This is a genomic window from Embleya sp. NPDC005971, assembly GCF_040629175.1.
GTDB lineage: Bacteria > Actinomycetota > Actinomycetes > Streptomycetales > Streptomycetaceae > Embleya.
The window spans coordinates 7,882-28,396 of record NZ_JBEXUX010000064.1; the positions used below are offsets into that span (position 1 = coordinate 7,882).

The 20,515-nt window shown below is 72.5% G+C and carries 19 protein-coding genes, 1 pseudogene and 1 riboswitch; of the genes and pseudogenes, 7 read left to right on the forward strand and 13 right to left on the reverse strand.

Annotated elements, in window-relative coordinates; all coding sequences use genetic code 11:
- Positions 1-516: 516 nt before the first annotated feature.
- A pseudogene (locus tag ABZ374_RS38135) lies at positions 517-2,043 on the forward strand (ATP-dependent DNA ligase); the annotation flags it as partial.
- A gap of 127 nt (positions 2,044-2,170) precedes the next feature.
- On the opposite strand, the gene ABZ374_RS38140 reads toward ABZ374_RS38135, so the two are convergent.
- Positions 2,171-2,956 carry an amidohydrolase family protein gene (locus tag ABZ374_RS38140; RefSeq protein ID WP_360320499.1) on the reverse strand — a complete coding sequence of 262 codons (786 nt, stop codon included), beginning with the start codon at positions 2,954-2,956 and terminating at the stop codon, positions 2,171-2,173.
- A 249-nt stretch (positions 2,957-3,205) separates the two neighbouring features.
- Between ABZ374_RS38140 and ABZ374_RS38145 the strand changes: the two genes are divergently transcribed.
- Positions 3,206-4,918: an alkaline phosphatase D family protein gene (locus ABZ374_RS38145; protein ID WP_360320502.1), complete on the forward strand. Its 1,713-nt coding sequence runs from the start codon at positions 3,206-3,208 to the stop codon at positions 4,916-4,918.
- 54 nt (positions 4,919-4,972) lie between these two features.
- On the opposite strand, the gene ABZ374_RS38150 is transcribed toward ABZ374_RS38145, so the two are convergent.
- Positions 4,973-5,986, reverse strand: a complete 1,014-nt coding sequence (locus ABZ374_RS38150) for an NAD(P)-dependent alcohol dehydrogenase (RefSeq protein WP_360320505.1) — start codon at positions 5,984-5,986, stop codon at positions 4,973-4,975.
- Between the two features lie 132 nt (positions 5,987-6,118).
- Between ABZ374_RS38150 and ABZ374_RS38155 the strand changes: the two genes are divergently transcribed.
- A complete protein-coding gene (locus ABZ374_RS38155; protein WP_360320508.1) occupies positions 6,119-6,928 on the forward strand; it encodes a helix-turn-helix transcriptional regulator in 810 nt (269 codons plus the stop codon).
- A gap of 97 nt (positions 6,929-7,025) precedes the next feature.
- Here the strand turns inward: ABZ374_RS38155 and ABZ374_RS38160 are convergent, their stop codons facing one another.
- From ABZ374_RS38160 to ABZ374_RS38180, 5 genes are all read right to left on the reverse strand, one after another.
- A complete protein-coding gene (locus ABZ374_RS38160; RefSeq protein WP_360320622.1) occupies positions 7,026-8,003 on the reverse strand; it encodes a ribonucleotide-diphosphate reductase subunit beta in 978 nt (325 codons plus the stop codon).
- Between the two features lie 17 nt (positions 8,004-8,020).
- Positions 8,021-10,339: a ribonucleoside-diphosphate reductase subunit alpha gene (locus tag ABZ374_RS38165; RefSeq protein ID WP_360320625.1), complete on the reverse strand. Its 2,319-nt coding sequence runs from the start codon at positions 10,337-10,339 to the stop codon at positions 8,021-8,023.
- Positions 10,340-10,414: 75 nt separating this feature from the next.
- A riboswitch (cobalamin riboswitch) is annotated at positions 10,415-10,665 on the reverse strand.
- A 133-nt stretch (positions 10,666-10,798) separates the two neighbouring features.
- Positions 10,799-10,987 (reverse strand): hypothetical protein, encoded by a 189-nt coding sequence (locus ABZ374_RS38170; RefSeq protein WP_360320511.1) that lies wholly within the window; start codon positions 10,985-10,987, stop codon positions 10,799-10,801.
- Positions 10,988-11,099: 112 nt separating this feature from the next.
- Positions 11,100-11,675: a G/U mismatch-specific DNA glycosylase gene (gene mug / locus ABZ374_RS38175; RefSeq protein ID WP_360320628.1), complete on the reverse strand. Its 576-nt coding sequence runs from the start codon at positions 11,673-11,675 to the stop codon at positions 11,100-11,102.
- A gap of 80 nt (positions 11,676-11,755) precedes the next feature.
- A complete protein-coding gene (locus ABZ374_RS38180; RefSeq protein ID WP_360320514.1) occupies positions 11,756-12,580 on the reverse strand; it encodes a GNAT family N-acetyltransferase in 825 nt (274 codons plus the stop codon).
- Between the two features lie 128 nt (positions 12,581-12,708).
- Between ABZ374_RS38180 and ABZ374_RS38185 the strand changes: the two genes are divergently transcribed.
- On the forward strand, positions 12,709-13,086 hold the full coding sequence (locus tag ABZ374_RS38185) for a VOC family protein (RefSeq protein ID WP_360320517.1): 378 nt from the start codon (positions 12,709-12,711) through the stop codon (positions 13,084-13,086).
- Positions 13,087-13,213: 127 nt separating this feature from the next.
- Here ABZ374_RS38185 and ABZ374_RS38190 read toward each other — a convergent pair whose 3' ends face one another.
- Positions 13,214-13,384 carry a hypothetical protein gene (locus ABZ374_RS38190; RefSeq protein WP_360320520.1) on the reverse strand — a complete coding sequence of 57 codons (171 nt, stop codon included), beginning with the start codon at positions 13,382-13,384 and terminating at the stop codon, positions 13,214-13,216.
- 152 nt (positions 13,385-13,536) lie between these two features.
- Between ABZ374_RS38190 and ABZ374_RS38195 the strand changes: the two genes are divergently transcribed.
- A complete protein-coding gene (locus ABZ374_RS38195; RefSeq protein WP_360320523.1) occupies positions 13,537-14,241 on the forward strand; it encodes an MOSC domain-containing protein in 705 nt (234 codons plus the stop codon).
- Between the two features lie 13 nt (positions 14,242-14,254).
- Here ABZ374_RS38195 and ABZ374_RS38200 read toward each other — a convergent pair whose 3' ends face one another.
- The gene (locus ABZ374_RS38200) at positions 14,255-14,851 is read right to left on the reverse strand and encodes a LysE family translocator (RefSeq protein ID WP_360320631.1); all 597 of its coding nucleotides are present in this window, start codon (positions 14,849-14,851) and stop codon (positions 14,255-14,257) included.
- Positions 14,852-15,104: 253 nt separating this feature from the next.
- Here ABZ374_RS38200 and ABZ374_RS38205 point away from each other — a divergent pair, with 253 nt between their 5' ends.
- A complete protein-coding gene (locus ABZ374_RS38205; RefSeq protein ID WP_360320526.1) occupies positions 15,105-15,446 on the forward strand; it encodes a S26 family signal peptidase in 342 nt (113 codons plus the stop codon).
- A 105-nt stretch (positions 15,447-15,551) separates the two neighbouring features.
- The gene (locus tag ABZ374_RS38210; RefSeq protein WP_360320529.1) at positions 15,552-17,243 is read left to right on the forward strand and encodes a dihydroxyacetone kinase family protein; all 1,692 of its coding nucleotides are present in this window, start codon (positions 15,552-15,554) and stop codon (positions 17,241-17,243) included.
- Between the two features lie 205 nt (positions 17,244-17,448).
- Here the strand turns inward: ABZ374_RS38210 and ABZ374_RS38215 are convergent, their stop codons facing one another.
- From ABZ374_RS38215 to ABZ374_RS38230, 4 genes are read right to left on the reverse strand one after another with little or no spacing between them, the layout of a single operon-like run.
- Complete coding sequence (locus ABZ374_RS38215) at positions 17,449-18,459, reverse strand: serine hydrolase domain-containing protein (RefSeq protein WP_360320532.1); 1,011 nt, start codon at positions 18,457-18,459, stop codon at positions 17,449-17,451.
- Complete coding sequence (locus ABZ374_RS38220) at positions 18,456-19,400, reverse strand: hypothetical protein (protein ID WP_360320535.1); 945 nt, start codon at positions 19,398-19,400, stop codon at positions 18,456-18,458. Before ABZ374_RS38220 ends, ABZ374_RS38215 begins: the two co-directional genes overlap by 4 nt.
- Entirely contained in the window at positions 19,397-20,146 is a 750-nt protein-coding gene (locus tag ABZ374_RS38225; RefSeq protein WP_360320538.1) for a hypothetical protein, read from the reverse strand. Before ABZ374_RS38225 ends, ABZ374_RS38220 begins: the two co-directional genes overlap by 4 nt.
- A 42-nt stretch (positions 20,147-20,188) precedes the next feature.
- Positions 20,189-20,374 carry a hypothetical protein gene (locus ABZ374_RS38230; RefSeq protein ID WP_360320541.1) on the reverse strand — a complete coding sequence of 62 codons (186 nt, stop codon included), beginning with the start codon at positions 20,372-20,374 and terminating at the stop codon, positions 20,189-20,191.
- Positions 20,375-20,515 lie beyond the last annotated feature (141 nt).

A 20,515-nucleotide genomic window follows, 5' to 3' on the forward strand; every position in this document is an offset into this window, starting at 1 on the left:
CGCTGCGCTCGTGTTCTTGCCTCCGGTGGTCGGGTTCGGCTCGCGTCTGGGGTGGTGTGTCTCGCTGCGCTCGTGTTCTTGCCTCCGGTGGTCGGGTTCGGCTCGCGTCTGGGGTGGTGTGTCTCGCTGCGCTCGTGTTCTTGCCTCCGGTGGTCGGATTTCGGCTCGCGTCTGGGGCGGTGCGTCTCGCTCCGCTCGCGTCCCCGCCCCGGTGGTCGGATTTCGGCTCACGACTCGATCCAACCGGCCCGCTCCGCCCGCGACCTCCCCAGCCCCCGGGCCCGACTCACCCCCGCTGCGCATGACCGCCCCACCCCACCGGCCCCGCCCCACCGCGTCCCGCCCCTGACCGCTTCGCCGGGCCCCGCGCCCGAGCCGTTTCGCCGGCCCCGCCCCCTGGCCGCCCCGCCTGCCCTCCCCACCCCGCCGCCGGATGGTTGCTCAGGGTGTGGACCGGGCGGAGTGGGGCGATGGTGCTGGGGGATGGCGTTGGCGTGAGGAGTGGTGGGTGTGGGGTTGTTGTTCGGTGATGTGGCCGTTGCGTCTCGGGAGATTGCCGGGGAGGCGGGGCGGAGTGCGAAGGCGGAGTTGGTGGCCGGGTGTTTGCGGCGCGCGGATCCGGCGGAGGCGACCGTCGTGGTGGCCTATCTGGCCGGTGCGTTGACCCAGCGGCAGATCGGGGTCGGGCCCGCCGCGTTGCGCGAGTTGCCGGCGCCGGCCGCCGAGCCGTCGTTGACGCTGTTGGAGGTGGATGCCGCGCTGGAGGCGATCGGGAGCACCACCGGCGCCGGGTCGCAGGCCGCCCGACGGGCGCTGCTCGAAGCGTTGTTCGCCCGGGCCACCGCCGTCGAGCAGCGGTTCCTGATCGGATTGCTGGTCGGCGAGGTGCGCCAAGGCGCGCTGGACGGCGTGATGGCGGACGCCGTCGCGCGGGCCGCCGAGGTCCCGCCGGCGGCGGTACGCCGGGCGCTGATGTTGCGCGGTGCCGCCGGCCCGGTGGCCGCCGCGGCGCTGGCCGGCGGCACGGCCGCGCTCGCCGCGTTCACGCTGGAGGTGGGCCACCCGGTGCGCCCGATGCTGGCCGCCTCGGCGCCGGACGTGCCCGCCGCGCTGGCCAAGCTGCGGGCCAAGGACCCGGAGACCGAGGTCGCGCTGGAATGGAAGATCGACGGCATCCGGGTACAGATCCACCGTGACGGCGACCGGGTCGCGGTGTTCACCCGCAGCCTGGACGACATCACCACGCGCGTCCCGGAACTGGTCGAGCTGGTACGCGCGCTGCCGGGGCGTACCGCGGTGCTGGACGGCGAGGCGATCGCCCTGCACCCGGACGGCCGGCCGCACCCGTTCCAGATCACCGCGTCCCGGACCGGCACCCGCGACGCCGCGCGGCTGCGGGCCGAGACGCCGTTGACGGTGTACCTGTTCGACGTGTTGCACGTGGACGGCGCGGACCTGATCGACCGACCGGGCGTCGAGCGCTGGGCCGCGCTCGAAGCGCTCGCGCCGGCCGGGCTGTTGGTGCCTCGGCTGGTCACCGGGGACGACGCGGCCGCGAACGCGTTCTTCGCCGACGCGGTCGCGCGTGGGCACGAGGGCGTGCTGGTCAAGTCGCCGGACACCCCCTACACGGCGGGTCGGCGCGGCGCCGGGTGGGTCAAGGTCAAGCCGCGGCACACCCTGGACCTGGTGGTGCTGGCCGCCGAGTGGGGCCACGGGCGTCGGCGCGGGACGCTGAGCAATCTGCACCTGGGCGCTCGGGATCCGGGCGGGGACGGGTTCGTGATGCTCGGCAAGACGTTCAAGGGGCTCACCGACGAGTTGCTCGCGTGGCAGACCGAGCGGTTGCAGGAATTGGCCGTCCGCCGCGACGACTGGACCGTATGGGTACGGCCCGAACTCGTGGTCGAGATCGCCTTCGACGGCCTGCAGACCAGTACCCGCTATCCGGGCGGATTGGCACTGCGGTTCGCCCGGGTGCTGCGCTACCGCGAGGACAAGACCGCGGCAGAGGCGGACGACATGGACACGGTCCGCGCGTTGGCCGCCGATCGACCCGATCGACCCGATCGACCCGACCGAGCCGACCGAGCCGACCGAGCCGACCGAGCCGACCGAGTCGACCGAGTCGACCGACCCGACCGCGCCCAGTCCGCCGACGCCGCCCGGGTCACCCCGCCCCGCCCCCGCGCGGCCGATACAGGGCCCGCGCGTTGTCGTGCAGCACGGCGCCGGCCAGATCCGGGCCGGCCGCCTCCGCGATCAGGTCGAGATCGCTGTCCCGGAACGGCCTGGGCGCCCGGGTGGACGGCAGGTCGGTACCGGCCACCAGCGCGTGCGGGGCGACGGCGAGCACGGCCCGCAGCGCGGCGGGTACGTCCAGGTCGCCCCGGCCGAAACCGGTGGCCTTGACGTAGGCCCCGCGCTCGACCAGGCGCAGCAGTTGCGGCAGGCCCTCCCGGGACAGGCCCAGGTGGTCGATGCTCAGCTTCGGCAGCGTGGCCACGACGGGCGCCAGGTCGGGCAGGTCGCGGGCGTCGAGGTACAACTCGACATGCCACCCGACCAGGTCGTGCACCCGTCGGGCGAGCCGGGGCAACTCCTCGATCCGCGCGGATCCGCCACGACGGATGTTGAACCGGATCGCCCGCACGCCCGCCGCGTCCAGCTCGCGGATCGTGTGATCCGCGACGTCGGCCGGGAGTCGGGCGACCCCCACGAAGCCCGGACCCAGCCGGCGCAGCGCGTCGAGCAGATGGGTGCGATCGAGGCCCTGGAACGAACCGGACACCACCGCGCCACCGGTCACGCCGAGCGAGGCGACCCGGGCCAGGTAGTCGGCGACGGTGAAGGTCGGCGGCAGGTAGCCGTGATTGGCGACGAGCGGGAAGCGCGGATCGACGATGTGCAGGTGCGCGTCGAACACCGGCCGCGTGACCGCCGAACGCCCGGTCACCGGCTGCTCGCGGGTGTGCGCCGACGCGGATCGAACACGACACGGCCTCCGATGTGGCGCGGGAGCGGCTCGGTCACGCATACCGTAACCGCTCGACCACGCCGCATCCGGTAACGGCTCGACGACGCCGGGCCACCGGAGCCGCACAACGTATCCAAGAGCCCGTCGGCAGGCGAGTATTGGTGCCGGCCGTTCCGGGCAGGCGCCTGGCGCGGAGAGCGTCGACGAGGGTGGGGAGGGCCGAGGACGATGGCCGAGTTGTTGCTCGGTCCCGTGCTGCGGCACGTGGATCGTACGAGTGCCACCGTGTGGGTGGAGACCGACGGGCCGTGCGTGGTGACCGTGGCGTGCGAGGACGGCGCGGCCGAGGCCGGCACCTGGAACGTGTTCGGGCACCACTACGTGCTGGTGGTGCTCGACGGGCTGGCCCCCGGGCGGTCGCGGGAGTACCGGGTGTTGCTGGACGGGCGGGTGTGCTGGCCGCAGGAGCACTCGACCCAGCCGCCGAGCGTGCTGCGTACCGCCTCGGACGAGGTCCAGCAGGACCTGAACGTGGTGTTCGGGTCCTGTCGCTGGTCGAGTCCGCCGAGCACCGAGGCGGGCGAGGAGCGCCGGATGGACCCGGACGCGCTGGACACGCTGGCCCGCCGGCTGATGCGCTCGCCGGACGAACCGCTGCCGGACGCCCTGCTGTTGCTCGGCGATCAGGTGTACGCGGACGAGACCTCGCGCGCGATGCGGAACCGGCTCGCGCGGCGGCGTGACCTGACCAAGGCGCCGGGGCCGCAGATCGCCGACTTCGAGGAGTACACGCTGCTCTATCACGAGTCGTGGTCCGATCCACAGATCCGTTGGTTGTTGTCCACGGTGCCGAGCGCGATGATCTTCGACGACCACGACGTGATCGACGACTGGAACACCTCGCACGCGTGGCGCACCGAGATGGCCGCCACCGACTGGTGGTCCGAGCGGATCGCGGGCGCGCTCGCGTCGTACTGGATCTACCAGCACGTGGGCAATCTCGACCCGGCCGCGCTGGCGCGCGACGAACTGCTCGCGGCGGTCCGGGCAGCGGCGCCGGGCGAGGATGTCGGGCCGCTGCTACACGAGTTCGCCCTGCGCGCGGACGCCGAGGCGGACGGCAAAAGCGGGACGCGGTGGAGTTATCGACGCGACTTCGGCCGGACCCGCCTGTTGATGGTCGACTCGCGCGCGGGCCGCGTGCTCACCGGCGACGGCCGGGCGATGATCGGCGCGGACGAGCTGGCCTGGATCACCGAACAGGCGGACGAGGGCGGCTACGACCACCTGCTGATCGGCACCTCGCTGCCCTGGCTGCTGCCGCACGGCATCCACGACCTGGAGTCGTGGAACGAGGCGCTGTGCGCGGGTGCCCGGGGGCCGCGGGTCGCGGCGTGCAGCGAGTGGCTGCGACGGGCGGGCGACCTGGAGCACTGGGCCGCGTTCCGTGAGTCGTTCGAGGCGTTGTCCGCGCTGATCGGCCGGATCGCCCTGCACGGGCCCCGCGCGGGTGGGCCGCCGCCGGCGACCGTGTGCGTGTTGTCCGGGGACGTGCACCACGCGTACGCGGCCGAGGTGTATTGGCCCGTCCCGGGGGAGGGGCCGGGGGCCGGGGATGACCGGGGCGAGTCGGCCCGGGTCTACCAGTTGACCTGCTCGCCGGTGCACAACTCGGTCCCGCCCGCGATCCGGGTCGGCTTCCGTTTCGGCTGGGGCCGCACCGCGACCGGACTGGGCCGCGTCCTGGCCCGACACGCGCGACTGGCCCCGCTGCCGGTCGAGTGGACGAAGCTGGGCGGACCATGGTTCGGCAACCACCTGATGACGCTCACGCTGCGCGGCCGCCGGGCCGGCCTGGCACTGGACCGCGCCCAGGGCGGCCGGCGAAACCGCGCCGCGTACCTGCGCCGGGTGGGCCGGGCGACCCTACGGGAGCGATGAGCGCGGTTCTCCAGGCCGGCCCACCCCGGCACCCGCGACGGGCGCGCAGCGGGCTCAGGCGTGGTCGATCACCACATTGCCCATGAGGCCGCCCTGGCGGTAGTAGCGCAGTGCCTCCGGAACCTCGTCGAAGGAGAGCTCGCGGTGGATCGGCAGGCGCAGCCGGGCCACCTCCACCGCGCGATTCAGCGTCTCGAACTGTGCCCGGCTGCCCACCGCGAGCGGACGCAACACCGCGCCCATCGCGAACAACGCCGCCGCGGCGGGCGACGCGTCGGAGGCGTCCGCGCCCAACCGGTGCCCGGCGAAGGCGATCTCGCCGCCGAGCGCGGTCGCCGCGAGCGACTGGGTCGGCTCGCCCGCGACGTCCACCACCCGGTCGACCCCGCGCCCGCCGCTCACCCGCCGCACCCGCTCGCCCCAGCACGGGTGTTCGCGGTAGTCGACCACCTCGTCCGCACCCAGAGCCCGCAGCCGCGCCGCCTTGTCCGGACTCGACGTGGTGGCGATCACCCGCGCGCCGAAGAGCTTGGCGAACTGCACCGCGAACAACGACACGGCACCGGTGCCCAGGGTCGGCACCGTCTCGCCGGGCAACAACGCCCGGCCCCCGGTCAACGCGTTCCACGCGGTCACCGCGGTCAGCGGGAAGGCGGCGGCCTCCGCGAAGGACAGATGCCCGGGAAGGTGCACCAGGGCCTGTTCGCCGACCACCGCGAACTCGGTCAGCACGCTGTCGCGCGAACTGCCCAACTGCGCGGCGCGATCCAGGGTGAACGGCCCGTCGATCCAGTCCGGGAACACGGTCGCGGCCACCCGGTCGCCCGGCCGTACCCGGGTGACGCCCGCGCCGATCGCGACCACCTCGCCGACCCCGGCACCACCGGGGACGGTGTCCGGCAGCACCGGCAGCGGGTGGTGCCCGTCCAGGACCAGCAGTTCCCGCCGACTCGGCGAGGTCGCCCGGATCCGGACCGACACCTCACCGGGGCCCGGCTCCGGCCGCTCGTGCCCACGCAGGGCGAGGCCGTCGATGCCGGCACCGGGCCGCAGGTGACATCTCTTCATCAAGGTGCCCTCCCGGACCGATCGGCCCACCCGTTCGGCGGGCCGTGGGAAGGATCATGCGAGCGGCGCCCGAGCCGGACAATTCCCGCGAGGGAATTGCCGGCGATACCCTCGGCTGCCTAGAACTGCCCCATGAGCACCACGACGACCCGGACCCACGGCCCGGACTTCCCCGCCGAGTTGCGCCGCTGGCGCACCGCCCGACGGCTGAGCCAACTCGAACTCGCCGCCCGCGCGGAGACCTCCCAACGGCATCTCAGCTTCATCGAGAGCGGCCGATCCCGCCCCGGCCGCACGATGATCATCCGACTCGCCGAATCGCTCGGCCTGTCCCTGCGCGAGCGCAACGCGCTGCTGCACACCGCCGGATACGCGCCGGTCTTCCCCGAATCCGACCTGGACGCACCGATGTTGCGCCCGGTCCACGACGCGCTACGCGCGGTCCTCGAAGGCCATCTGCCCTACCCGGCGATGGTGTTGCGTCCGTACGGGCAGATCGTGGCCGCGAACGCGGCGATCGACGTGCTGACCGAGGGAGCGTCCCCGGAACTGCTCCGGTCCCCGATGAACATGTTGCGGCTGATGCTGCATCCCGAGGGCATGGCGCCGCGGGTGCGCAACCTGAACGCGTGGGGCCGGCACGTGCTGGAGAACATGCGCGCCCAGGCGCTGCGCAGCCCGGATCCGCTCCTGGACGCCTTCATCGAGGAACTGCGCGGCTACGTCCCGGATGCCGAACTCGGCCCCGACCACCTGGGCTTCGCGGTCCCGCTGCGCCTGGCCGAGCCCGACGGCGCGGGCGAGCTGCGCCTGCTGACCACGCTGACGTCCTTCGCGACGGCCACCGACGTCACCCTGGCCGAACTGCATCTGGAGGCGTTCCTGCCCGCCGACGAGGCCACCGCCGCGGTCCTGCGCCGCCGGGCGACGGCACGCCCTTGAGCGGATCCGCCGGCACGGCCGCCCGCACACGACGAGAGCGCCGTGCCGGCCCGTTTCCGGGACGACAGGCGCTCTCGTCGTGTGCGGTGCCGCAGGCTCAGAAGTCCTCGTCGAAAGACACCGATCCGGTGACCGCGACCTGGTACGCGGAGACCCGCCGCTCGAAGAAGTTGGACAACTCCTGCACGTCCTGGAGCTCCATGAAGCCGAACGGGTTCGCCGAGCCGTAGACCGGGGCCATGCCCAATTGGGCCAGCCGGCGGTCGGCCACGTGCTCCAGGTAGGAGCGCATGTCCGCGACCGTCATCCCGGACACGCCGCCCTGGAGCAGATCCTCGGCGAACGCCGTCTCCGCCTCGACCGCCTCGGCCAGCATGCGCCGGACGTCCTCGGCGAGTTCGTCGTCGAACAGGTCCGGCTCCTCGGCCCGCACCGTCTCCACGACGGAGAAGGCGAAGTCCATGTGCGCGGACTCGTCGCGGAAGACCCAGTTGGTGCCCGAGGCGAGACCGTTGAGCAGCCCGCGCGAGCGCAGGAAGTAGACGTAGGCGAAGGCGCCGTAGAAGAACAGGCCCTCGATGCACGCCGCGAAGCAGATCAGGTTGAGCAGGAACTGCCGCCGGTCCTCCCGCGATTCGAGCCGGTCCAGGCCCATCGCCGAGTCGATCCAGCGGAAGCAGAACTCCGCCTTGCGCCGGATCGAGGGAATGTGCTCGACCGCGGCGAACGCCTGCTCGCGCTCCTCGTGGTCGGGCATGTAGGTGTCCAGCAGGGTCAGGTAGAACTGCACATGGACGGCCTCTTCGAAGAGTTGCCGCGACAGGTACAACCGGCCCTCGGGCGAGTTGATGTGCCGGTACAGGTTCAGCACCAGGTTGTTCGCCACGATCGTGTCACCGGTCGCGAAGAACGCGACCAGGCGCTGCACGAGGTGGCGTTCGGCCGGGCTGAGCTTGTCCAGGTCGGCGAGGTCGCTGTGCAGGTCGACCTCTTCGACCGTCCAGGTGTTGCGGATCGCCGCGCGGTACTTCTCGTAGAAGTCCGGATACTGCATCGGACGCAGCGTGAGGTTCATTCCGGGATCGAGCAGGCTCACGTGCACGCCTCACAGGCTTCGGGGTTCTCCAGCGAGCAGGCGATGACCTCGAGGTCCGAGATCTCCTCGACCGGTGCGGCCGCCGCCTGGGCCGGCACGGTCGCCTGCTGGATCCGCGTCGCGGGGCGCGAACGCAGGTAGTACGTGGTCTTCAGGCCGGTCGACCACGCGTAGCGATACATCGAGGACAGCTTGCCGATGGTCGGGTCGGCCATGAACAGGTTCAGCGACTGCGACTGGTCGATGTACGGCGAACGAGCCGCCGCCAGGTCGATCAGCGCGCGCTGCGGAAGCTCCCACGCGGTGCGGTACAACTCGCGCACGTCGGCCGGGAGTTCGGCGATGCCCTGGACCGAGCCCTCGGCACGCTTGATCCGGTCGCGGACCTGCGGGGTCCACAGGCCGCGGGCCTTGAGCTCGCGCACCAGGTAGGCGTTGATCTGGAGGAACTCGCCGGACAACGTCTCGCGCTTGAACAGGTTCGACACCTGCGGCTCGATGCACTCGTAGGCGCCCGCGATCGAGGCGATCGTCGCGGTCGGCGCGATCGCCACCAGCAGCGAGTTGCGCAACCCGTGCTCGGCCACCCGGGTGCGCAGCGCGTCCCAGCGCTTGGTCTGCGTGGGGTACACGCCCTCCCACAGGTCCGGCTGGAGCCGACCGCGCGCGGCGTGCGTCTCGGCGTAGGCCGGGTGCGGGCCGTGCACCTCGGCGAGCGCCGAGGAGGTCTCCAGCGCGGTGAGGTAGATCTCCTCGGAGATCAGCGTGGACAACTCGCGCGCCTCGGCCGAGTCGAACGGCAGGCCGAGCGTGAAGAACACGTCCTGCAGGCCCATCAGACCCAGACCCACCGGACGCCAGCGCGGGTTGGACGCGGCGGCCTGCTCGGTCGGGTAGTAGTTGATGTCGATCACGCGGTCCAGGAAGACCACCGCGGTGCGGACCGTCGCGCGCAGCTTGTCCCAGTCCATGCCCTCCCCGGCGACCACGTGCGCGCCGAGGTTGACCGAGCCGAGGTTGCACACGGCCGTCTCGCCGTCGCTGGTGACCTCCAGGATCTCGGTGCACAGGTTGGACAGGTGCACCACGTTGCCCGGCTCCGCGGCCTGGTTGCAGGTGCGGTTGGCGGCGTCCTTGAAGGTCATCCAGCCGTTGCCGGTCTGCGCGAGCGTGCGCATCATCCGGGCGTACAGGTCGCGGGCGGGCAACTGCCGGACGAACCGGCCGTCCCGCTCGGCGGCTTCGTAGACCTTGTCGAACTCGGCGCCCCACAGGTCCGGCAGTTCGGGCAGCTCGTTCGGGTCGAACAGCGACCAGACGCCGTCCTCCTCGACCCGGCGCATGAACAGGTCCGGCACCCAGTTGGCCAGGTTGAGGTTGTGCGCGCGGCGCGCGTCCTCGCCGGTGTTCTCGCGCAGTTCGAGGAACTCCAGGATGTCCGGGTGCCAGGTCTCCAGGTAGACGCAGGCCGCGCCCTTGCGCCGGCCGCCCTGGTTGACCGCGGCCACCGACGAGTCGAGCGTCTTGAGCCACGGCACGATGCCGTTGGAGTGCCCGTTGGTGCCCCGGATCAGCGAGCCGCGCGAACGCACCCGCGACCAGGCCACACCGATGCCGCCGGCGAACTTCGACAGCCGGGCGATCCGCCCGTACATCTCGTAGATCGACTCCAGCTCGTCCTTGGGCGAGTCGAGCAGGTAGCACGAGGACATCTGGGTGTGCACCGTGCCGGAGTTGAACAACGTCGGCGAACTGGGCAGGTAGGCCAGCGAGGACATCAGCCGGTAGAAGCCGATCGCCTCGCCGGGCTCCTGGGCCAGGCCGCATGCGACGCGCAGCAGGAAGTGTTGCGGTGTCTCGACCACCTTGCGCGAGACCGGGTGGCGCAGCAGGTAGCGGTCGTACACGGTGCGCAGGCCGAAGTACTCGAACCGGCGGTCGCCCTCGACGTCCACGGCGGCGTCCAACTCGGCGGCGTGCCGGGCGACGAACGCCGCGGTCTCCGCGCCGATGATGCCCTCCCGGCGGCCCAGCGCGATGCCGGCGCTGAACGAACCGGCGCCGGCCTCGAACGCCTCGTCGGCGATCCGGCCGGCGAGCAGGCGCGCGGCGAGCCGCGAGTAGCCGGGCTCCTCGGCGATCAGTTCGGCGGCGGTACGCACCGCCAGGTCCGCGGCGGCGGCCCGGTCCGCGCCCTCGTTCAGACCCGCGACGACCCGGCGGACGACCCGATCCGGATCGACCTCCGGCAGATCGCGCGCCTGGGTGCGCACCAGGGTCGCGAGTTGCTCCTCGGGGCTTTCGTCGATCCGCATCCGGGTCGTGCCCACGCTGTCCACAACGGTCACGTGCTCTCTCCTCGCGAGCTCGTACGTACAGTGACCCCGCGCCCGAGGGCACGGGCAGCCGGCAGGTATTCGGACTCGCGGGCATGCCGGGGCACCACCGGGCACGACGTGCTCGGCGGACCGCGGAGTTCCCCATGGTCGTCGGGCCCCGAATGCCTCTCGGCGTTCGGCGCTCCAGGACGACGTTCGTTCCCGCTCACCGTTGCGGGGCAGTCCCGGCTTCGCACCGGGTTCCCTCTTGCCTCGCCGTTCCGCTGAACTCGGAACGGCGAACCAGCTACGTCGCAGAGCATATATGTAGTGGCGGGGTGGTCGTCGCACCCCCAGGTGTTGTGTCGTGTCGCGATTCTCGACGTACCACGGACCGCCGCCGGGGCGGCGGTGGGGTGGTTCGCCCCGGGACGCGTGGGACGCGCGGTGCGCGGATCAGGGGCGACCGGTGCGCGGCCCGGGCCGGGCCGGGCGCGCGTGCCGGGCCGGTCGGTCGTGCGGTCGGTCCACCGGTCGCGGCACCTCCCGACCCGAGTCGCGCCACTCGGCGACCAACGCCTCGTAAACGGGGGTCTCGAACGTCTCGGTGGGCCACGGCCCGAACGGGGCTCGCAGGATCTTCATGCCGACCCAACCGTGCAAGACGGCGTGAAGTAACCACCAACCGGGTGATGCCACTCGGTCGGTTGACGTGTCGACTCGGATACAGGTCGTCGAAACGGACCCGACCCGCCCGTCACGCGGGCGGCGCGCCGCCCGGTCCGGGTGGGGCCGCCGAATCCGGGCCCGGGTCCGGATCGCTCGCCACCCGCAGTTCGGCGAACGCCTCGGCCAGCGCCGCCGCCGTCCAGTGCGCGTTCAGGCCGCTGGGATTGGGCAACACCCAGATCCCGGTGTCGCCGATCGTCTCGGGCTGCCGGCCGACCACCGCCTTGGGCCGGCCGAAGCCGGTCCGGTACGCACCGATGCCCAGCACCGCCAGCCAGGCCGGTCGGTACGCGTGCACCCGGGCGGTGAGCGCCGCGCCGCCCGCCCGGTACTCGTCCTTGGTCAACTCGTCCGCGCGGGCGGTGGTGCGGGCCACCACGTTGGTGATGCCGAGGCCGAGTGCGAGCAACCGCTGCTGCTCGGTCGGCGCGAGCAGCCGGGGCGTGAACCCGCTCGCGTACAGCGCGGGCCAGAACCGGTTTCCGGGTCGGGCGAAGTGCCGGTCGGTGGCCCCGGACCACAGGCCCGGGTTGATCCCGCAGAACAACACCCGAAGGTTGGGCCCGATCACGTCCGGGATGCTCCGGCCGTGTGCGGCGGCCATCTCGGCGGCGGTGGGATTGCGGCCCGGCGGGATCGGCAGCACGAGCGGCCGCTCGGGAGCCGGCTCGGGTTCCGGCCCGCTCACGGCGCGTCCGCGATCATCGAGGTGCCCACCGACCGGAAGCCGAGCCGGCCGTACATCCGGGCCACGTCCTCGTCGCCCGCGGACAGGAACACCGTCTCGCTCCCGTCGTCGAGCGCGTGCCCGGCCAGCTCCCAGGTCACCGCCGCCGCGAGGCCGCCGCGTCGGGCCGCGGGGAGGGTGGCCACGCCGACGATCTCGGTGGTGTCGTACAGATGCTGGTAGCTGCCCACGCACAACGGTCCGGTCGGGCCGTACGCGGCGTACATCACCGTCTCGCCGGAGCGCAGCCGCTCGTTGAGGTAGGACAGCAGGTCCGGGTCCTGGCCCAGGGCGGCGGTGTCCCGCTCGGTCGGACCGTCGGTGCCGGACGCGGTGCCCGGATTCGCGAAGCCGACCGCCGCGACGCTGTGCACGATCGCCAGATCGGTCGCGTCCGCCCGGATCCGACGCACCGTCACCAGGTCCGGCAGGAACGGTCGTTCGGCGGGGCGTTCGGCGGGATCGAGCACCATCAGCGGGTGCTCGTGCACATGCAACTCGGCCTCGATCGCGGCCGCGCGCAGCGCGGGGGTGGTCTCGTCGACCCATTCGAACGACTCGGGCACTTTCAACTCTCTCTGTCGTGCCCGCACCGCGCGTACATCCGCGGCGGTGGGCTCGACGGAGCCGCCGAGCGTGGGACGTGCGTACCGGGGCCAGCCCTGGCCATCCCGGACGAACAGGGTCAGTCCGCCGAATGTCTCCGCGTGAGCGGCCCGACGTGCGACCGCGTCGTAGAACGTCTCCAGATGTGCGCGCACCTCGGCGGCGGACTTCGGCATGCGGGCCAGTGTGACACGAACACCCTTTTCGCTACCGGCGGAGGCCGCGCCGGCGACGGAACGAGCGGCCGCGCCCGCGGGCGGTAATCCCGTTGGCCCGCTCGATCCCGCGGCACACAATGGCGGGCATGGCCATTTCGCTGCATCACATCGTGATCGACGCACACGACCTGCCCGGCCTCGCCCGCTTCTGGGCCGACGTGCTGGGGTGGGAGATCCTGTCGGAGCGCGAGCGCGAGGTGGTCGTCGGGACCGAGCCGGGCGCGCCGATCGGCATCTGTTTCATGCCGGTGACCGAGGTCAAGGCGGTCAAGAACCGGCTGCACCTGGACCTGACCCCGGGCGCCGGACCCGGCGAGCGGGAGGCGGAGATCGAGCGGGTCCTCGCCCTCGGCGCCCGCCGCGTGGACGTCGGCCAGACCGGCGACGAGTCGTGGACGGTACTGGCCGACCCCGAGGGCAACGAATTCTGTGTCGTGCGAGCCAAACGCACCCTGATCGGATGAGCGTCGCCGCGCTCGATCACGGAGACCCGGGGCGCCCGCCCGTGAACCCGGGCCGCGCGCACGAAAATCCGGGGTGAACGCACCGGACTCGCCGACGAGCGCGGCACGTTCGCCCCGGATCGTCGGATCAGCCGGTGTTGTCGGGCGAGTTGCTCGGCGGGTTGCCCGGGCCCTGCCCGCTGCCGCCGCGCCGACGGCCGAGCCGGTCGCGCACGAGCCGACGGCCCTGCTCGACCTGACGCGGATTGCGGCGGATGTAACCCTGGATCTTCTTGAGCGTCTTCGACAGCGAACTCATGTCGTGGTCCCTCCCTGAAGCCCGGACAGACGGGCCGCGGCGTCCCCGAGGGCGCCGATATCAGCTTTTTGCCCCGGTCCGGCACGGATACGCGGTCGGCGCTCGCGCAATCGGCCCGATCCCGGCCGCCGCCGGCCCGGTAGCCTGCGGACATGCCGCACGTGATATCGGTGAACCTGGCCCGGCCGCGCCCCAACCCGACCGGGTCCGGGGTCGAAACGACCGGGATCGACAAACGACCCGTCGACCACGCGGTCTCCGTGCGCCCGCCCGGACCCGGAGCCGAGGAACCGGGCAGCGGCCTGGTCGGCGACCGGGTATTCGACCGACAACACCACGGCGGACACGATCAGGCCGTCTACGCCTATGGCCGCGAGAACCTCGACATGTGGGCCGGCGAGCTCGGGCGCGAACTGGGCAACGGCAGCTTCGGCGAGAACCTCACCACCTCCGGCCTGGACCTGGAGGCCGCGCTGATCGGTGAGCGCTGGCGAGTGGGCGCCGCCGGACCGCTGTTGGAGGTGTCCGCCCCGCGCATCCCGTGTGCGACCTTCGCGCTGTGGCTGGACGAGCGGCGCTGGGTACGCAGGTTCACCGAACGCGCCCTGCCGGGCACCTACCTTCGGGTGATCGAACCGGGCGAGATCGTCGCGGGGGACGGGATCACGATCGTCTCCCGCCCCGCCCACGACCTCACCATCGGCGAGTGTTTCCGGGCCCTGACCACCGAGGCCGACCTGCTGCCACGACTGCTCGACGTCGCGGAACTGCCCGAGTACGCACGCGAGGTGGCCCGCAAGCGCACCGCCCCGGCACCCGCGCCCGAGCCGGCACCCGCGCCGGACCGGGCCGGATAGGCCGCGGCGCCGGTTACGCGGTGGCCGGGTGGCTCCGATCGGTGGCCAGCTTGATCGCGAGTCCGCCCAGGACGGTGCCCATCAGGTAGCGCTGGATCCGCAGCCAGGACGGCCGCCGGGCCAGGAACACCGCGATGGTGCCGGCCGCGAGCACCAGGATCGTGTTCACCGTGAGACTGATCAGGATCTGGATGCTGCCCAGCGCGAATCCCTGGAGCAGCACGTGTCCGGCGGCCGGATCGACGAACTGCGGGATCAGCGACAGGTACATGATCGCGGCCTTGGGGTTCAACAGGTTCGTCAACAGACCCATGGTGAACAGCCGCCGATTCGAGTCCGGCGCCAGTTCCTGCGGCGCGAACGCCGACACGCCACCGGGCCGCAGCGCCTGCCAGGCGAGCCAGCCGAGATAGGCCGCGCCGGCGAGCTTGACCGCCGTGTACAACTCCGGCACCACCAGGAACACCGCGGACAGACCGAGGTTGGCCATCGACATGTAGATCAGGAAGCCGAGCCCCACGCCGAGCAGCGACACCAGGCCGGCCCGGCGGCCCTGGGTGATGCTGCGCGAGGTCACGTACATCATGTTCGGCCCGGGCGTCAGCACCATCCCGAGCGCCACCGCGCTCACCCCGAGTATCGCGCCGGTCCCGATCACACGTGCCCCCGCTGGTGGTACGGGCGGTCGCCGCAACCGTCGCCGCCGCCGTTCGTTGGTCGGGCAATTGTGTCCGGCCCCCGCATTTCCCGGCAACCGGGTTCGCCAAGAGGGCGTCGGGCAGGCTGCCCGACGGCGCGAAAAAACCCGTGGCAGGCTCGGCGTTCATCCGTCATCCTGGTGCGCGATGGGGATGATGGACAGCATGGCCGCCAAGGTGGCGCACGGCGCCACCGTCGAGTTTCGCCCGCGCGGGGCCTCCATGGTCCCGCTTATTCGCAGTCGCCAACTCGTGACCGTCGCGCCGGTCGACCCGGCCCGCCTCGAAATCGGTGACATCGTGCTCGCCCGGGTCGCCGGAAAGATGTACCTCCACCTGGTCTCCGCGCTGGACGGCGCCCGTGCGCGCGTGCAGATCAGCAACAACCGGGGCCGCGCCAACGGCTGGACGTCGCAGGCCCGGGTCTACGGGATCTGCGTGTCGGTGGACGGCGTCCCGCGCCCGAGCGCCTCCCGGAAGGTGCGTGCGCCGGTGTCCATGGAGTAACAGGCACCGGGGTCGGCCGGGACACCGGACAACGCACCCGATCGCGCGTGATCCGCGCGCCCCCGATGGGGTTGGTCCGGTGCGCTTGAAGGTAGAGATTCAGCCATGAAGAAGCTGATCAACGCCGCCCGCGACGTCGTCCCCGAGATGCTCGAGGGACTCGCCCTCGCCCATCCCGACATCGCGCTGCTGGCCGATGCGAACGTCGCGCTGCGCGCCGACGCCCTGGCCCACGCCGAGCGCGGCCGAGTCGCGGTGATCTCCGGTGGCGGAGCCGGCCACGAACCCGCGCACGCGGGCTATGTCGGGCCCGGGATGCTCACCGCGGCCGTGTCGGGGGACGTGTTCACCTCCCCGTCCACCGACACCATCCTGGCCGCGATCCGCACGGTCGCCGGACCGGCGGGCGTGTTGCTGGTGGTCAAGTCGTACACCGGGGACCGGCTCAACTTCGGGCTCGCCGCCGAGCTGGCGCGGGCCGAGGGGATCGCGGTCGAGACCGTCGTGGTCGCCGACGACGTGGCGCTCGCGACCGGCGACGACACCGCGGGCCGACGCGGGATCGCCGGGACGGTGTTCGTGCACAAGGTCGCGGGCGCGGCGGCGGAGGCCGGCGCGAGTCTGGCCGAGGTCGCGGCCGAGGCGACGGCCGCGGCGCGCGCGGTCGGCACGATGGGCGTCGCGCTGACCCCGTGCACGGTGCCGGCGGCCGGCCGGCCCGGGTTCGAACTCGGCGAGGACGAGGTCGAACTGGGCCTGGGCATCCACGGCGAGGCGGGCGTGCGGCGGGACAGGATCGCCCCCGCCGACGACTTCGTCACCGAACTGCTCGACCGGATCGTCGGGGAGACCGGCCTGGCCGCCGGCGACCGGGTCGCGCTGCTGGTCAACAACCTCGGCGGCACGCCCACGATGGAACTGGACATCGTGCTGCGCGGCGCGGTGCACGACCTCGCGCGTCGGGGCCTGGTCCTGGAACGAGCCTGGCGCGGCCCGTTCCTGACCGCGCTGGAGATGGCCGGCATGTCGCTGTCCCTGCTCCGGGTCGACGACGCGCGGTTGGCCCGACTGGACGCGGCCACCTCGGCGCCGGCCTGGCCGACCCCGGTGGTCGGCCGGGTGGGCGCGGTCACCGTGCTGCCGGCCGCGCCCGCGCCCGGCAGCGCCGACGCCGGCACCCCGCTGACCGAACCGACCCCGCTGACCCGCGCGATCGAGGCCGTGTGCGCGGCGCTGACCGAGGCCGAACCGCACCTGACCGAGCTGGACCGGATCGTCGGCGACGGCGACCTGGGCATCAGTCTGGAGCGCGGGGCGGAGGCGATCCGGCGCGAGTTGCCCGGGTACGGCGGCGGTACGCCGGCCGCCGTGCTGCGCGGCCTGGCGGACACCGTGCGGCGGGCGCTCGGCGGCACGTCCGGTCCGCTGTACTCGGTGCTGCTGCTGCGTGCGGCCGCGGTCGTCGCGCAGGACACCGGGCCGCGCGGGTGGCGCGAGGCACTGGCCGCGGGGGCGCGGGCGATCGGCGAACTCGGCGGTGCGCAGGTCGGCGACCGGACCATGCTGGACGCCCTGATACCGGCGGGTGAGGCGCTCGTGGGCGGCGCGAGTCTGGCCGAGGCGATCGACGCGGCCGCGGCCGGCACCGAGGAGACGGCCGGCCACAGCGCCCGCCGGGGCCGCAGCAGCTACCTCGGTGACCGGGCGATCGGCACCGTCGACCCGGGCGCCGAGGCGGTGGTGATCTGGCTGCGCGCGATCGCCGACGCGCTGGACGGCGAGGGGGAGAACGGGTAACCACCGATCCGGCCGGGCCGCCCACCCCCGCGCCCACCGGCGCCGGGACGTGGCCGGCGGCCCGGCCGGGTACACCGATCGCCCGGCCGGGCAGGGGAGTTCGAGCCGCGTTCCCGGCTGTCCGGGACGCGACCGGATCCCGCCGCCGGTGCCGAGACACCCGCCCGTTCCTTCGAACCTCGATACCCGGCGCGCCGGTTCGGGTTCAGTCCGCCATAGCCGTCGCCGCGAGGTCGCGCAGGCATTCGTAGGCGACCTGGACGAACGGTGCCCGCGGCCCCGCCGCAGTGTTCACCAGTGCCGCCAGCCCGACCCCGGCCTGCGGGCTGAAACCGACGAACGCGCTGAAGCCGCGCGTCGCTCCACCATGGAAGATCAGATCGTGCCCGGTGCGGGGGCGCAGGTTCCAGACCAGACAGAGCCGATCGTCGGAGTGCGGCGGGATCAACCGCGGTTGCCGCACCCGGACCAACGCCTCGGCGAGCGTGGCCGGTTGCACGTCGGCCGGCGCCAGGTGTGCGGCGAGATACCGGGTCAGGTCCGTCCCGGTGCTGCGCAGTGCCCCCGCCGCCGGCAGCCCCGGCATCCGCCACGGCGGTCGCGGCCGGCCGTGCAGATACCCGGTCACCTGCGGCCCGTTCGGGTCGCACGTGGTCATCGTCAGGCCCAGCGGCACACCCAGTCGGGCGACCAGCAGATCCGGGTAGGGCTGCCCGGCGGCCCGCGCGAGCGCGTGCCCGAGCAGGCCCACGCCCAGGTTCGAATAGCACACCCGGGTGCCCGGACGCGCGTGTGGCCGGGCCCGGCCCAGCAGCGCGAACAGCCGCTTCTCGTCGTAGCCCGCGTACGGATTCGAGTACCACGCCGGCAGTGCCGTGCGCAGCGAACCGCGCGGGAGCCGGGGCAGCCCCGAGGTGTGCGTGGCCAGGTGCAGCAGCGTGACGTTCGAGGACCAGCGCGGTCGCGCGGTCGGCGGCAGGTAGGTGATCAGCGGATCGTCCAACCGGGCCTCCCCGCGCGCGACCGCGTCGGCGAGCAACAGCGCGGTGAACGTCTTGGTCACCGAGCCCAGTTCGAAACGGGAGTCCGCGTCCACCGCCGACCCGCGACACACCACCGAGGGTTCGCCCGCCCGGACGGTGGCCACCACGAGCGCACTCGACGCCGGGGTGGCCCGCAGCAGCGGCACGATCGGCGCCGCGTACGCGTCGCTCACCCGAGTGTGGGCGCGGGCGCGGTGCCCAACGAACGGGCCAGCGTGACGGTGCCGGCCACGATCGCCACCACCGCCGTGTGTTCGTGGTCCTTGAACGCCCGCTCCGGATCCTCGTCCACCGGGTCCGCGTCGCGCGGGAGCAGTCCGCTGGGATGTTGCGCCGCCGCGAGGGTCTGCCAGCCCTGGGCGTCGCACACCGGTTCGGCCAGGCACGCGTCGACGATCAACAACTCGCCCACCAGGTCGTATTGGGCGACCTCGGCCCACACGTCGACCCAGACCGGCAACCACACCCGCAGGTAGTCGCGGATCTCGGTGGGCAACAGCTCGGGGTGCGCCCCCCAGTCGGTGATGTGGAACACCGCGTGCGTCATGTGGTACGCGGTCATCCAGTCGATCACCCACGGCTCGGGGGTCATCCCCAGCCACGTATCGGCGGCGAGCGCGGGCCAGTCCGGTCGATGGGTCAACCCCGCGACCCGACTCGCGTTGGCCACCGCGAGTCGGCGGTTGGGCATCATCTCGATCGCGTGCACCGACCGCAGCTCGCTCAGATGCGCCAGCAGACGATCCATCCGCTCGTGTCGGATGCCGGCCCGGACGAAGTGCGCGTACGTCTCCAGCGGATCGGTCACCAACGGGTGCCGCACCTGGCGTTCGTACAGGAAGTCCCCGTCGCGGAACTGTCCCCACGCGAACTCGACCAACGCGCGGGCGGCGGCCAGGTCACCGGGCCCGGCGACGCCCTCGCGCAGCACCAGCGAGCAGGCCAACGCCATTTCGCCGAGCGGCTTGTACGCGCTGTCCTGGTCGTTGAAGTCGACCACGGTGTGCGTGGGCAACGGGCCGAACCGCGCGTTGTCGTGCAACCAGCGCAGGGCCCGCGAGCCGATCGTGTGGGCGGTCTTGAGCACGTCACCGCGCGCGAGTCCCCCGGTCATGAGTCCTCCAGTCCGGTGACGTGTTGGGCGATACGGGTGTCCAGCACGGTGCGGGTGCTGCCGCCGCCGAACAGGCGCACGTGCCGCAGCAGTGGGTCCAACTCCAGGGGGAAGGCGACGCCGTCGGCGGCCAACAGCGCGAGCCAGCGCGCGATTCGGGCGGCGGTGCGGTAGTCGCGGCGCAACATCGCGCGCACCACACCGCGGGCCAGTGACTCGGCATTGCGCCGCGCCGCGGCGTGGATCGGGCCGTCCAGGCCGGGCAGGGCCAGGGAGGAGAGTTGGGCCATCCGTACCGACCAGGACTGCCAGGTCGACGCGTCGGCGACCTGTGCGCCGTCGCCTGGCGTGGGTACGTCCATGGCCAGGCCGAAGCGGGTCAGCGTGTGGGCGGTGGCCCAGTCGCGCCAGGTGATGATCCACGCGGTCTCGGGCGAGGCACCCAGCGTGTCGGGCGGGAACACGGCGAACGCGCGGGCGGCGGCCTCGACCTGGTCGGTCGGCAGCGGCGTGCCGCGCAGTACGTGCGGGGCGAGTGCGTCGGAGCCCAGGACACGCAGGCCGGGCAAGTCGGCGTCGGGGTCGTGGGGTTCGGCCAAGCGAGGATCGGCGGGGGCGAATCCGGCGGGCACGACCGTGCCCTCGGCGTCCATGAGGACACCGAGGGCACGGCCTGCCACTCGCTCGACCGCCGCCGTGTAGTCCTCGTGTGGCGAGGTGTCGGCGAAGGGCATTTGTGTGATCAACTTCCCGTCGGTACCGGTGATGTCAAGGACATCCGAGCCGGTTCAGCGCTCCTTCGGGGGCTTCGGCGACAACAGCAAGCCAAGCACCAGGAGTCCGCCACCGAAGTCTTCCGGTGCGAACAGCGGCGCGTCACTGATGGTCGTCTCCTCCTCGATCATGAGCGTCGCGACGGTACCGGCCTGGGTCGGCGTGGCCGCCGCGGGCTGACGGATGTATTGGGTAAGCATCGGGTGCTCCCTCATCGTGACTTCATCGCCGGGCTCGACGATGCCCCCGTGTCTCGACCATAGGCACTTTTCAGGCCGATTTGCATCATTTGACAAGGGGTCGCGTGTCTTGTCCGCGCGTTGCGCGCGGGCGCGTGACAG